Below are 13,996 nucleotides of genomic sequence, written 5' to 3'. Positions count from 1 at the left end.
AGAATTTAACAATTCTAGTCCAACAAACCCTTCCTTCGATAAACCAATAACAGCAATGCAAAAATCAAAGCTGCACTAATAGCTATTATAGAAAACTGTAAATATAAATCTGTAATTGCAACTCTTTCAATCAAAGTCAATTCTAAAACATTCAAATAATAATATGTTGGCAAAAATCTAGCTATAAAGTCTACTGCAGTAATACCCATTCCAGCAAGCTGAGGAATAAGCAATAATAATAAATATATCGGAAGTCCAACTACACCGGTAGACATCTGATTTGGCGATATTAAACCTACAATCATCCCAACAAATATAGCAAATAATGAAGTAAGCGCTGTAGCAAAAACAATAATCAGCTGAATATTAATACTTAACCCAACCATTATACTTAAAACCAGTGAAATTAATATGATAGAAACAAAGGTTAATAGTCCTTTACCAATAAATATTTCTACAGGTCTGGCTGGAGAAAGCATTAATACTTCCATAGTATTTTTCTCTTTTTCCTCTGCTATCATCATAGATGGAACATACATCCCAACCATCACAACTAAAAATATTAATCCAAAGGCTGCCCCAAAACCATCAGGCATTTCAGGAATAAGATTCTCCCAGATATAAGTAAATAAAATCGGCATCAGATACATAACTAAAAGGTTTGAATTCGATCTTATATCCTGAGCCTCTTTAATTAAAATCGCCAGAATCCTATTAAGAGCCATCATCTTCAAGATTCCTCCCGGTCAGTTTAACAAATATATCAGCAAGTGTCGGTTCCAGAGAATGGATTGATTTCATTCTTCCACTTTTAATTAAATCAGCAATAAACTCTCCTGCCTCAGGATCATCTAATTGCATGGTCTTTTCAATCAAATTCTGTTCACTCGACTTTTGATAGTAATATAAAACCCTAACCCTATTTTCACTATAATTCAGCTTTAAATCAAAGGGCCTGCCTGATGCAACTAATTCACCCTGATTCAAGAACCCAACTCTATCACAGAGCTTATCAACTTCCTCCATATTATGAGAGGTTAAAAGAATAGTAATCCCTTCCTCTTTCAGCTCAAGAAGTATATTGTGTAACGAATCAGCAGATGCCGGGTCCAATCCAGAAGTTGGTTCATCTAAAATCAATATTTCTGGCCGATGAATTAGAGCCCTGACCAGTAAAACTTTCTGCTTCATCCCTTTAGACAAATCCTTAACCTTAGTCTTCTTCTCACCGAGTAAACTGACTTTCTCCAAATAAAAATCAATTAACTCACCAGAACATTGGTATAACCTCTTAAAAAAATTTAAATTCTGCTCGATAGTTAAGCGTTCATAAAGATTAGCATCTTCAGGAACAATCCCAACATTACTTAATACTTCTTCCTGTCTCCCAAAGACCTTTTCGCCAAACAATAAAGCCTGACCAGAATCTGCCCTTAATTGCCCTGTTAATATTTTTATTGTAGTTGTCTTACCAGCCCCATTGGGACCTAATAAACCATAAATTTGCCCTGCTTCCAACTCAAAAGATATTCCCTTGAGAGCAGTCCTTTTACCAAACGACTTCTTTAAGTCCTCAACTTTTATTAACATAGATCAATCAGCCAGAAGTCCGCCAACAATAGCACCTACAAGTATCGGTCCTGCCTGAGTTAAACCAGCAGCCGCACCTCCAGCCCCGGCTAAAACACCAAATAATGGGATCCCGGTTAATAAAGAAGATACCAAAAACAGGAAAACACCTAGTAAGAATGCAGGTAAAAAAGCTGCCATAATTGCTGAACCAACACCGCCAGCTTTCTTGCCTCCAACGATTCCAGCTAATAATGGACCTGCAACTGGTAACCAGAACAATAATGTTGATATAATTAGCATCCAGATCATACCTCTAGTAATACTGTTTTTCCTTTCAGCTTTCATATAAATCAACCCCTTTATAGTTAAGTAAAATAATTAACTTTCATCTTTTATCCTACCATATTTTCACCATCAATACAAAGAAACAACCAGTAATTTGAAGTTGACAGAATTTTATGTTATAATTTTATGCTGGTAATTAATGGAGGTGGGATGCAATGATTGAATTAAAAAATATCAGTAAAACCTATCCTGGAGAAAAAACTCCAGCGGTAGACAATCTCTCACTCAAAGTTGAAAAAGGGGAAATCTGTGTTTTAGTAGGACCATCTGGCTGTGGCAAGACAACTACATTAAAGATGATAAATCGCCTAATTGAACCAAGCTCAGGGAAAATATTTATTAATGGAAAAGATGCTATTAAGCAAAACCCAAATGAATTAAGACAGGATATTGGTTATGTAATCCAGGATATTGGGCTTTTCCCCCACATGACAGTTGCAGAAAATATTGCAACTGTACCAAAACTTAAAGATTGGGAACAATCTAAAATAGATCAAAGAGTAGATGAGTTACTAAACCTGATAGGACTTGACCCTGAAAATACTAAAGACAACTACCCGGCCCAGCTCTCAGGTGGCCAGAAACAGCGAATCGGTGTAGCCAGAGCTATGGCTGTTGACCCACCAATCATGTTAATGGACGAACCTTTTGCTGCTGTTGACCCAATAACAAGAACTCAACTCCAGAATGAATTTCTCAGTCTTCAAAAAAAGATTCAAAAAACAATCTGTTTTGTAACCCATGATATCGATGAAGCTATCAAAATGGGTGATAAAATCGCAATTCTCAATCAAGGAAAGCTAGTCCAGTATGATACTCCAGAAAACATCTTATTTAACCCCAAAAATGAATTCGTTGAAGATTTTGTAGGACCAGACCGCTCTTTGAAAGTTTTAAATCTATTAAAAGTGAATGAAATCATGAAAGAAAATATTCCTACAGCAACAACTGATTCTTCAGCTGAAGAAGTTCTAGAAAAAATTAATGTATCAAGACAGAGTTATATTCTAATTATAGATAAAGAAGAAAAACTGGTTGGTTATGTCAATAAAGAAAGAATCAAAAATAACAACAAAGATAAGAACTGGAAAGACAATATAAAATTCAGTCAGGTTATCAGTTCTGATGCAAGCTTAATTGACGCTCTAACCAGGCTAATCCAGAATAATCAATCTATCCTGCCAGTAACATCAGATGAAAATAATTTAATAGGAATAGTTAGACTTGAAGATATCCAGGATAGAATCGCAGATAGCTATCAGGCTGAAGCTGAACTGGAAGAACCAGAGGTGGTATAAATGGATACCATTGAATATTTTATCGATAATTCAAGTCATATTGCAGATTTAACTATTCAACACCTCATATTAATTGGCATAGCTATCATCCTGGCTTTAATAATCTGGGTTAGTGTTGGAGTTGCAATCAGAAATAAAGACAAAACAGCAAATACAATCCTGAGTATAGGTAGTCTCTTTATGTCTATACCAAGTGTTGCTCTATATGGTATTCTAGTAACTATTCCTTTCTTTGGACTAAGAACTAGAAGTGCAGTTTTTGGCCTAATATTATATTCAATGATCCCTATAGTAAGAAATGTATACACTGCATTAAATGAAGTCGATCCATCTATTATAGAAGCTGCAAAGGGAATGGGGATGTCAGAAAAACAGATACTTAAAGAGATACAATTACCCCTTGCCTTACCTGTTATATTTGCAGGAGTTCGAGTTGCCCTGGTAATGATGGTTGGAATAGCGACACTTGCAGTCTTTATCGGCGAGCAAAATTTAGGTCAATTAATCCAACAGGGTATTAGCCGAACTAGAAACGATATGGTAATCACAGGTGCAATAATGGTTTCAATAATTGCAATCGGAGTAGATTTATTAATAGGCTATCTAAAAAAGAAAATCGTCTCACCTGGCTTACTTTTCAATGAAAATCAGGAAGGGAGATAATATGACTCTTCAGGAGATAATAGATACACTTATTAATAATGCCCCTTCATTAGTAGTAGAACATTTGCAACTCGTATTTTTATCAGTGGGATTAGCAGTCCTTATAGCTCTTCCTCTTGGTATTTTGCTCTCAAGAGAAAAATTTAAGCCCTATTTGCCAACTATAATAAGTTTCTTTAATATCGCTCAGGGAGTACCTAGCCTGGCTGTAATAGCTATTTTCATGCCAATTCTAGGTATCGGTTTTACATCTGCAGTAGTAGCCCTAACAATCTATGCATTACTCCCAATTATTAGAAATACATTAGCTGGTTTAGGAAATCTGGATCAGGATATCATAGAAGCAGCAAAAGGGATGGGCATGCCGGCTGGTAAAGTACTTTTAAAGATAGAACTGCCCTTAGCCCTTCCAGTTATAATTGCTGGAATTCAAACCGCAACAGTTGTAACTGTTGGAACTGCCATCCTTGCTGATTTAATAGGGGCTGGTGGTTTAGGAAGAATGATTTTTGCTGGCATCTCAATGTTTGAACCAGCTAGAATTCTTGTAGGTTCTTTGCTATCTGCTATAATTGCAATATCTCTAGATCAAGCATTAAAGTATATTAAGACAAAATTAACTGTTCAATTTCAATAATTAATAACTAAGGAGGGAGTTAAATGATTAATATCAGTAAAAAAATTACCATCCTAACAATTTTGATAATTTCTTTTGCAATAATCTTTACCGGTTGCGGAAATGGTCAGGAAGACATGTTAGAACTTGCTGCTTCCATTGAGTTTTTAGAGAGGGATGACGGAATTCATGCTCTAGAAGAAGAGTACGGTTTTGAATTTGGTGATGATAATATTCAAACAATGGAAGTTGGTTTAAGCTATTCTTCCTTAGATGAAGAAGAAGTTGATGTTGCAATGGGTTTTGCTACTGATGGAAGAATTCCTGCATTTGACCTTGTAATTTTAGAAGATGATAAAAATTTCTTCCCGGTATATAATCCAGCTCCAACCATAAATAATGAAATTTTAGAAGAATATCCAGAATTAGAAGAAATAATTAATCAATTGCCCCCTCTACTTGACGAAGAAAAATTACCTCAATTAAATCAGGAAGTAGATATTGAAGAAAGAGAACCAGTTGATGTTGCAAGAGAATTTTTAGAGGAAAATGAGTTATTAGGAGATTATGAGGATGAGAGAGATGGACCAACGATTGGAATTGGCTCAAAAGCCTGGACAGAACAACTTATCTTAGGCAACCTTCTGGTTGAACTTTTAGAAAGCCATGGTTATCCAGTTGATGATAGAACCGGTTTAGGTGAAACTCCCGTCTTAAGAAATGCAATGGAAAGTGGTGAAATTGATTTATACTGGGAATATACTGGAACTGTCTTAATGACTGTTATGGAAGACGAGGAAATAACAGAAGCGGAAGAAGCATATCAGCGTGTTAAAGACTGGGATGAAGCTGAAAATGATATCATCTGGCTTGATTATGCATCAGCAAATAATACCTGGACATTAATGATGCTAGAAGAAAAAGCTGAAGAATTAGGTATAGAATCCATTTCTGATCTTGCTGACCATATTAATGAACTCAGAAATTAAATAAAAATAATTAAAGCTGCCCGGTTAAGGGCAGCTTTAAATTTTTCTAATAATCAGTTTTTATTCTAAGGCAGATTTGACTGCTTCCATAATAGCCTCACTGGTTTCTGTAACTCCAGTCACTATATCAACATCAGTTGATTGAGCTTCTATAATAGCATCAGGAATTTCTTCAAATGCCGGGTCAGCAAATCCATCAGTTTCATTATGCTCAATAATATTTATTGCCAGGATTTCGTCACCAGGACCTAATTCAACCTCGACTATTATATCGCCACCATAACCTTCTGCAACTCCCTCTACAATTCTTGTTTCCTCTTCAGCTTCTTCCGGCTCTTCATCAACATCTTCAGCTTCACCTAATTCTATTCCTTCATCTTCAAGAGCATTAGCTACTGCTACCATGATTGCTTCACTGGTTTCTGTTACACCAGTTACTATATCTACATCTGTTGATTGGGCTTCTATAATAGCAGCAGGAATCTCTTCTAATGCTTCATCAGCAAAATCATCAGTCTCATTATGCTCAATAATATTAATCGCAATTATCTTATTATCGGCATCCAACTCAACTTCAACTACTAAATCTCCACCATAGCCCTCTGCTACACCTTCTATAACCCTTGATTCCTCTTCAGGTTCTTCAGCAGGCTCTTCATCTTCAACAGCATCAGGATCAAATCCTGCCTCTTCTAAGGCCTTTGAGACAGCTTCCATAATAGCCTCACTTGTAACTGTAACACCTGAAACAATATCAACATCTGTACTCTGGCTATCAACTATAGCTGCAGGTACATCTTCAATTGCAGGATCTGCTAGCCCATCAGTCTCACTGTGCTCTGTAACTCTAACAGCTATTATTTGATTATCAGCGATCTCAACTTCTACAGTTAATTCTCCACCATAACCTTCAGCAGAAGCAGTAAATATCTCACCTTCTTCATCTACCTCTTCAACCTCAGCTACCTCTTCATCAGGGTCTCCTGGAGATACAGCCCCATATTCAACACCTTCAATAACAAAGATAAATACGAAGGCAAAGATCAAAACTGCTGTAAAGAAGACAGCTGATTTCATATTTTTTTCAAACATTAAAGTTCACCTCCAACAATTTTATTTTGATTTTACCTTATCTTCTTTATAAAAGAAATCTGGTATTTTAATTCTTCCAGGACAGACAAAGGAGCAAAGACCACAATTGATACAATCATCAGGTGATAAACCTTTATATAACTCAGGCTGGTCATAAGCAACAGCCTCCATTATTAATACAGGATATAGATCATTTGGGCAGGCTTCTACACAATAACCACATCTGATACAATCTTTAGGTTCTCCTGAGTAAGAAGCGGTTTTTCTAGTTTCAGTCTGCTCATTTTCATCAGAATCATAAGTTAAATATTTTAATAATGGTAATTTCTTATGTTTCCCACTCACATCACCATATATTTTACGAAATTTTTCCGGGCTTAAACCCATTAATCCATATCTATAACCTAACTCCTGAAGTTCGCAATCACCAGCAGTATCACACATTACACAATCACACTCATGCCTACTTAACATGAGATCTAAAAGATTCGTTCTATGCCTCTCAATATCTGGATCAAATGCAGTAATATTCATATCTTTTTCGACTGTTAAAGTACATGCTGGTACAAGACCATCCTTATCATTAACCTTAACAACACATAGCCTACAACTAGCAGTAAAGGTTAATCTGGGATGATAACAGAGTCCAGGTATATCAATATCATTCTCCCACGCAACTTTTAGAAGATTTTCTCCTTCAGCTGCATATATATTTTTCCCATCTATTATTAAATTAACCATATTCTTTTCAGCCATTTATATTCCTCCTTTCATTTTCACTATTTATCTTCCTGACCAGGAATAATCTCTATAGCGTCAAATGGGCATTCTTCAATACATGTTCCACAACAGATACATATATCATTATCAATAATATATGGATCGCCTCCTGGTTCACCAGAAATAGCATCAACTGGACATGCCTTCCGGCAACGATCACAGGATTTACAGGCTTCATCCTGAACTTCATAATAGATTAAATCAGCACAGACACCTGCCGGACAGGCTTTATCATGTATATGAGCCCTGTATTCATCTTCAAAATATTCAAGAGTTGAAAGAACAGGATTTGGAGATGAATCGCCTAAACCACATAAAGCAGTGCTTTTAATTGTTTCAGCAATACTTCTTAAATTAGCAATATCGCCATCTGTGCCTTCACCTTTAGTGATTTTTTCTAATATTTTATACATTTCAGGCACACCGTCTCTACATGGCAAACATTTTCCGCAAGATTCATCTTTCAAAAAGTCTAGGAAAAACTTAGCTACATCTACCATGCAGGTATCTTCATCCATTACAACCATTCCACCAGAGCCCATCATTGATCCAGCTTTATATAATTCATCAAAATCTACAGGAAGATCGAATAAATCTTCAGGTATACAACCACCAGATGGACCTCCTGTCTGAATAGCTTTAACTTTTTTACCATTAGGAATACCTCCTCCAATATCAAATACAATTTCACGGAGTGTTATCCCCATTGGAACCTCAATCAAACCAGTATTTTTTACTTTACCTACTAATGAGAAAATTTTGCAACCTGTACTATTTTCAGTACCAATAGATTTAAACCAATCAGCACCATTCTGCATAATCAAAGGAACATTAGCAAAGGTTTCTACATTATTTAAAACTGTTGGTTTTCCAAATAAACCTTTCTGTACTGACCGGGGAGGAGTCTGTCTTGGCATAGGTCTTTTTCCTTCTATAGAATACATTAAGGCTGTAGACTCACCGGCTACAAATGCCCCTGCTCCTTCAACTACCTCTAAATCAAAGTCAAAGCCAGAGCCCATAATATTTTCGCCTAAAAGACCATATTTTTCAGCAATTTCTATGGCATGTTTAGTATGCTTAACTGCTAACGGATACTCAGCTCTAACATAAATATAACCTTTATTACATCCAATAGCATAAGCTGCTATAATCATACCTTCAATAACAAGATGGGGATTACCTTCTAAAATACTTCTATCCATATATGCTCCTGGATCACCTTCATCAGCATTACATGCTAGGTACTTTGGCTCAGCCTCTTCTATCCGGCAATACTTCCATTTCTTACCTGCCGGGAAGCCTGCTCCACCTCGTCCTCTTAAGTTAGCCTCAATTGTTTCATCAATAACTTCATCTGGGCTCATTTCATAAAGTACTTTAGCAAGACCGGAATAACCATCAACATTAAAGTAATCATCAATTGAAGTAGGTTCTATAAAACCATTATTTTTAAATACAAGTCTTTTCTGATTTTTATAGAAAGGTATATCCTCTTCTTTAGTTATCTTTTCAGAAGTTGATTGATCAACATAAAGCAATTCTTCAACAATACTATCCTGTTCAATTGTTTCATCAAGTATTTTTGAAATATCTTCAGGTTCTATTTGAACATAATAAATACCTTGCGGTCTTATAACCATTAAAGGCCCCTGTTCACAGAAACCCTGACATCCAGTTACTTTTACACCAACTCTATCTTCTAAACCTCTTTCTTTAATACCGGTTTTTAATGCATCTATAACTTTCTGGCATCCTGAGCCCTGACACCCAGTACCACCGCAAATTGTAATAAAAAGCTCTTTACTCTTTGCTGCTTTTTTAGCTTTATCCTGGAATTTTTTTAAAACTTCCGGGGAATCAATTTTCTTCATTTTCTCCCTCCTCCCTGAGTTCTTTCACTAAACTCTGTATCTCTTTTTTAGTTGCTTTTCCATGATACTCTCCATCAACTATTATGACTGGTGCAACTGCACAGGTACCTACACACCTTGCATCTTCAAGTGAAAACATTTCATCTGGAGTTACTTCACCAGTATTAATACCTAGCATTCTTTCTAATTCAGATATTAATAAAGGAGCTCCCCTTACATGGCAGGCTGTTCCTGTACAGACAACAAAATGATATTTACCGAGTGGTTTTAATCTAAATTCATTATAAAATGAAGCTACACCGTATAAAGATACAAGTGGAACTGATAGTTCCTGAGAAGCTCTAATAAGAGCTTTCTCAGGTAACCATCCATAGAATTTTTGAATATCCTGTAGAACAGGTAACAACGGAGATCTATTCTGCTTTTTTGCAATTTCTTTGTTTTTCTTAATTATATTATCTATACTTTTTGCTTCTTCTTTTTTCAATTAAGATCACCTCCAAATATTTATGAATACATCAAGGATTTTTCTTCTTCTGAAATTTTCTCAACCTGACAGATAGCACGTTTTAATGCAGGTGTTCCAGATTTTTTATCAAACTTAACATCTGTCAACTTATTTGCAGCTGATTCAGAAAAGTGAATCGGCAAGAAAACGCTACCTGGTTTAACTTTATGAGATAATTTTGCTTTAACAACAATTTCGCCAATTTTTGAACTCACTTTAATATCTTCATTATCTGATATATCAAGTCTTTCAGCATCTTCTGGATTTATCTCAAGATATGCTGTATTGACCTGAGCCTTTAAAACTTCTGATTTCCTTGTCATTGACCCAGTTCTAACATGGAATAAACTACGACCAGTTAGTAATAGATATGGGAAATCTTTTGTAGGCTGTACTTCAGGCTCTTTATAATTCACAGTTTTGAATTTAGCCTTTCCATTTTCTGTTAAGAAACGATCTTTGTAGAGATAAGGGGTTCCTTCAAAGCCATCTTTAATTGGCCATTGGATACCTTCAAGCCCTAACTTTCTATAACTAACACCTCTATACAATGGTGTGACACTGGCTATTTCATCCATTATATTTTCTGGTGCATTATAGTTTAATGGATAACCTAAAGCCTTGCTCATTGCAGCAATAATTTCCCAGTCAGCTTTAACTTTTCCTGGCTTATTCATTGCCTGTGATAATTTTTGAATTCTTCTCTCAGTATTTGTAAAAGTACCTTCCTTCTCCAGTGAAATTGCTGCAGGCAATATTAGATCTGCTTTTTCTGCAGTTTCTGTCATAAATGGATCAACTACTACTAAGAAATCCAGATTATCAAGGGCCATTTCTGTTTTAACTCTATTAGGCTCTGATAAGAGCAGGTTACTTCCCATAACAATCATTGATTTTAGATTTCCAGCTGCAGCTTCATCCATCATATCAATGAGAGTTAAGCCTGGCTCTTCTGGAAGTTTTATATCCCATTTATTACTGAAGGTAGAAAGAACCTCTTGTTTAGAGATATTGATATAACCTGGTAAATGATCAGGAAGGGCCCCCATATCATTTATACCCTGAATATTATTCTGACCCTGTAACTGATTTAAACCAGTTGATTCTTTACCAATATTCCCAGTCATTAGTGATAGGTTTGCTAAAGCTCTAACATTATCTGTACCGTTCTCCTGCTGAGTCATACCAGTTGCAAAAACTATTGAACTCTTTTCAGCTCCAGCAAATAATTTAGCAGTTTCTTCAAGCTCTTCAACTGGTACTTCTGACATTTCCGAAACTTTTTCAGGTGTATATTCGCTCAGACTATCAATAAAGTCTGCATAACCTTCAGTTTTTGAGTCTATAAACTCTTGATCTTCTAAACCAGATTCCTTAATAACATTCATCATACCATTAATAACAGCAAGATCAGAACCATTTTTTGGCCTTATCCATTTAGTTGCCCACTTAGTCAACTCAATTTCTTTTGGATCAATAACTATTAAGTCTGCCCCATGCTGGCGAACAGCTTTTTTAATATACTGAGCAACTACAGGATGAGAAGCTGTTGTATTAGAACCAATTACTAATATACAGTCAGCATATTCTAACTCTGTAATCGAATTAGTCATAGCACCACAACCAAAAGCTTCTTCTAACGCTTTAGCTGACGGAATATCACATAATCTGGTAGATGAATCTATATTATTTGTTCCAATAGCAGTTCTCATAAACTTCTGGAATAAATAACTTTCTTCATTAGTACTTTTAGCAGAAGCAACACCTGCTATAGCATCTGGTCCAAATTCTTCTTTAATTGAACTTAATTTTGAAGAGATAATATCTAAAGCTTTATCCCAGGTTACTGGAACAAATTCATCTCCTCTTTTCATCATTGGATACAATAATCTGTCAGTTGAATCAACATAGGTATTTCCAAACCTACCTTTTATGCATAAAGATCCATTATTAGGATCAGTAACAACTGATTCTACCCTTGTTAAGCGATTATTCTGTACGTAAGCTCTAATATTACAACCTGTTCCACAATTACTACAGATTGTATTAACTACATTTTCTGCCTCCCATTTTCTTGCTAAATTATCTGTATGTTTTTGAGCAAGAGCTCCAGTTGGGCATAATTCAAAGCACTGACCGTCTCCATCACATTCAGAAAAACCACGTTCACCTAAGCCAGCAGTTGTAAAAATATTAGAGCCTCTATCAGCCAGGCCTAATATACCCTTTTCATGGATCTCATCACATGCTTTAACACAACGCTGACACATAATACATTTAGACTCATCATAGGTCATAACTGGAGAGGTCTCATCTTTCTCCCTTGGCAAATTCTTGCCAGGACTAAATACATTTTTGCCTTTAGGAAATGGATCTTTCAATCCTATTCTATCTATATAAGGTGCATATGGATTTAAGATTACAAGAGCAACAAAAGATGCCCCATATAAACCTACCAGAGTTAAACCCATTGTTAATATTGCTAAGATACCACCAAATATATACTGGCCTTTAAAAGTAGATGGTGTCGTCTGAGGTTCAGTAGCCATATAAAAGGCAAGGAAGATAACACTACCTGCAAAAACATGGAAAGCTACTCTGTCAACAACAGAACCTCCATTAATTAATGCAATAGCTGTGGCCAGAACTGCCATACCGCCAAGAAAACTAACAGTTATACGCCATTTTAATTTTATCCAGTAGGCAAGTAAAACACCAGAAGCTATTACTGCTACACTGGATGCTCCACCAATCCAACCATGGCTTTTGAATAACAATAAACTCTCTGGAACACTTAGATTAGCTGTACCATATAAGCCCATTGCTTCAGTTAATGCTAGAGCTCCTTCAAAGCCTTCTTTTGTTAGAAGATTATAATCTAAATGTTCTGGATAAAAAAGCATTCCTGCAGACAAATTGTCTGGCAAAAACCACATAAATGTAATAAGTAATAAGACAAGCATTTTGGCTCCAGCAGCCGGATTAATAATCTTCCGACCAAAATATTTCTCCTGCCCCCATTTAAATCCAACCATGGTTACAGCAGAAACGATAGCTGTTATCCAGTATGGTGAAAACTCCCCCATACAGAGACCTACTATCATACCCGCCACTAGTGCAGAATATGGCGATTGATAAGTACTCTCATCTAGTTTTGTGTTATCCTGTAACTCTAACTTCTTAATAATATAATGACAAACTACTGCGGTTATAACTGCTGCTAAAATATTAAATAATGCCATTGTACCCATAGCAAATACTGCAAGTATTGCCGGGATACACATAGCAATAAATGTGCGCAGCATAACCTGGTCTTCTGTTAATTCTGAATAACTCAATGGATCTGGTTTTCTCTTAACAGAAGGTGTTACTCCAGTTGGTTCTTTCATCAATAATCCCTCCCAAATAATATTAAATAATAACTCCACTTGTGAATATTTAAACTTAACTTCACATATACATTTCTAGATAAAAGCCATAAATCCTTTTTTTAATGAGAAAAAATTAATTTATTTTGCAATTAATTTTTCTTGTATGTATGATATAATTATATTATGTTTTCAAAGGAGGATAAATATTATGGCACAAAGAACTGATATGGATAAAAAAATATTAAAAACATCATTGCATGCTTTTGCTGCTAAAGGATATGATGGAACTTCTATGAGGGATATAGCCTCATCTGTCGGGATTCAACAGAGTTCGATTTATAATCATTTTAAAAATAAAGAAGATATATTATTAAAACTATTTAAAAAATATGGTCCTGTAACTATCGCCACCAGACTCAGACAAGAAAAACTAATCAGAGATATGAAAGATGGTCGCGATTTTCTTGAAAAAGTTATAGAAGAATATTACAGGTTAAGCCTTGATAAAGACGAACGAGATTTCTTTAGAATTTTAATAAGAGAACATACTAGAGAACCTGTTCGTTCTATCTTGAGAAGGCGATTTTTAAAAGATCTGCGTTACTTTTTTAACAGAGCATTCAATAAAATGAAAGATTTTGGAGATATTAAAGATATTGAAACTGAAATCTTAACTGAAGAGTTTTTAGGCTATTTAATCTTTAATGAATTCGAACATATTCTTAGAAATTATTCTTTAGAAGAAAGCGAAAAATTAAAAAGAAAAACAGAGCAACATTTAGATTTTTTCTGGAATGCAATCAAGAAAACCGGGAATTAATCCCCGGTTTTCCCCTCTTTACCATATTCATCACTGTATCTAATTCTTATATCCTCTAGTTTAATTAA

General features: G+C 35.4%; 13 protein-coding genes. 5 read left to right on the top strand and 8 right to left on the bottom strand.

Going from position 1 to position 13,996, the window contains the following annotated elements:
• Nucleotides 1-14: 14 nt before the first annotated feature.
• The 3 genes from I0Q91_RS01145 to I0Q91_RS01135 are packed head-to-tail and all read right to left on the bottom strand — an operon-like array spanning nucleotide 15 to nucleotide 1,917.
• Nucleotides 15-728, bottom strand: a complete 714-nt coding sequence (locus I0Q91_RS01145; RefSeq protein ID WP_270452317.1) for an ABC transporter permease — start codon at nucleotides 726-728, stop codon at nucleotides 15-17.
• Nucleotides 715-1,590, bottom strand: coding sequence for an ABC transporter ATP-binding protein (locus I0Q91_RS01140; RefSeq protein ID WP_270452316.1), 876 nt, complete (start codon nucleotides 1,588-1,590; stop codon nucleotides 715-717). The genes I0Q91_RS01145 and I0Q91_RS01140 overlap by 14 nt, the downstream gene beginning before the upstream one ends.
• Nucleotides 1,591-1,593: 3 nt before the next feature.
• A complete protein-coding gene (locus I0Q91_RS01135) occupies nucleotides 1,594-1,917 on the bottom strand; it encodes a hypothetical protein (protein ID WP_270452314.1) in 324 nt (107 codons plus the stop codon).
• Between the two features lie 155 nt (nucleotides 1,918-2,072).
• Between I0Q91_RS01135 and I0Q91_RS01130 the strand changes: the two genes are divergently transcribed.
• From I0Q91_RS01130 to I0Q91_RS01115, 4 genes are read left to right on the top strand one after another with little or no spacing between them, the layout of a single operon-like run.
• Complete coding sequence (locus I0Q91_RS01130) at nucleotides 2,073-3,215, top strand: betaine/proline/choline family ABC transporter ATP-binding protein (protein ID WP_270452312.1); 1,143 nt, start codon at nucleotides 2,073-2,075, stop codon at nucleotides 3,213-3,215.
• Nucleotides 3,216-3,878: an ABC transporter permease gene (locus I0Q91_RS01125; RefSeq protein ID WP_270452311.1), complete on the top strand. Its 663-nt coding sequence runs from the start codon at nucleotides 3,216-3,218 to the stop codon at nucleotides 3,876-3,878.
• A 1-nt stretch (nucleotide 3,879) separates the two neighbouring features.
• A complete protein-coding gene (locus I0Q91_RS01120; protein ID WP_270452310.1) occupies nucleotides 3,880-4,515 on the top strand; it encodes an ABC transporter permease in 636 nt (211 codons plus the stop codon).
• 23 nt (nucleotides 4,516-4,538) lie between these two features.
• Nucleotides 4,539-5,483, top strand: a complete 945-nt coding sequence (locus I0Q91_RS01115) for an ABC transporter substrate-binding protein (RefSeq protein ID WP_270452309.1) — start codon at nucleotides 4,539-4,541, stop codon at nucleotides 5,481-5,483.
• Nucleotides 5,484-5,543: 60 nt separating this feature from the next.
• Here the strand turns inward: I0Q91_RS01115 and I0Q91_RS01110 are convergent, their stop codons facing one another.
• Genes I0Q91_RS01110 through fdhF form a run of 5 tightly spaced genes read right to left on the bottom strand, consistent with a single transcriptional unit; the run spans nucleotide 5,544 to nucleotide 13,126 of the window.
• Nucleotides 5,544-6,575: an FMN-binding protein gene (locus I0Q91_RS01110; protein WP_270452308.1), complete on the bottom strand. Its 1,032-nt coding sequence runs from the start codon at nucleotides 6,573-6,575 to the stop codon at nucleotides 5,544-5,546.
• A gap of 21 nt (nucleotides 6,576-6,596) precedes the next feature.
• A complete protein-coding gene (locus I0Q91_RS01105; protein WP_270452307.1) occupies nucleotides 6,597-7,331 on the bottom strand; it encodes a 2Fe-2S iron-sulfur cluster-binding protein in 735 nt (244 codons plus the stop codon).
• 23 nt (nucleotides 7,332-7,354) lie between these two features.
• The gene (locus I0Q91_RS01100) at nucleotides 7,355-9,229 is read right to left on the bottom strand and encodes an NADH-quinone oxidoreductase subunit NuoF (RefSeq protein ID WP_270452306.1); all 1,875 of its coding nucleotides are present in this window, start codon (nucleotides 9,227-9,229) and stop codon (nucleotides 7,355-7,357) included.
• Nucleotides 9,216-9,716, bottom strand: a complete 501-nt coding sequence (locus tag I0Q91_RS01095) for an NADH-quinone oxidoreductase subunit NuoE family protein (RefSeq protein ID WP_270452305.1) — start codon at nucleotides 9,714-9,716, stop codon at nucleotides 9,216-9,218. The genes I0Q91_RS01100 and I0Q91_RS01095 overlap by 14 nt, the downstream gene beginning before the upstream one ends.
• 20 nt (nucleotides 9,717-9,736) lie before the next feature.
• Entirely contained in the window at nucleotides 9,737-13,126 is a 3,390-nt protein-coding gene (gene fdhF, locus I0Q91_RS01090; protein WP_270452303.1) for a formate dehydrogenase subunit alpha, read from the bottom strand.
• Nucleotides 13,127-13,316: 190 nt separating this feature from the next.
• Between fdhF and I0Q91_RS01085 the strand changes: the two genes are divergently transcribed.
• Entirely contained in the window at nucleotides 13,317-13,928 is a 612-nt protein-coding gene (locus tag I0Q91_RS01085; protein WP_270452301.1) for a TetR/AcrR family transcriptional regulator, read from the top strand.
• The last annotated feature ends 68 nt before the right edge of the window (nucleotides 13,929-13,996 follow it).

Source organism: Halonatronomonas betaini (genome assembly GCF_015666175.1).
In the GTDB taxonomy this organism is placed as follows: domain Bacteria; phylum Bacillota; class Halanaerobiia; order Halanaerobiales; family Halarsenatibacteraceae; genus Halonatronomonas; species Halonatronomonas betaini.
This window is presented reverse-complemented; position numbering and strand designations above follow the sequence as displayed.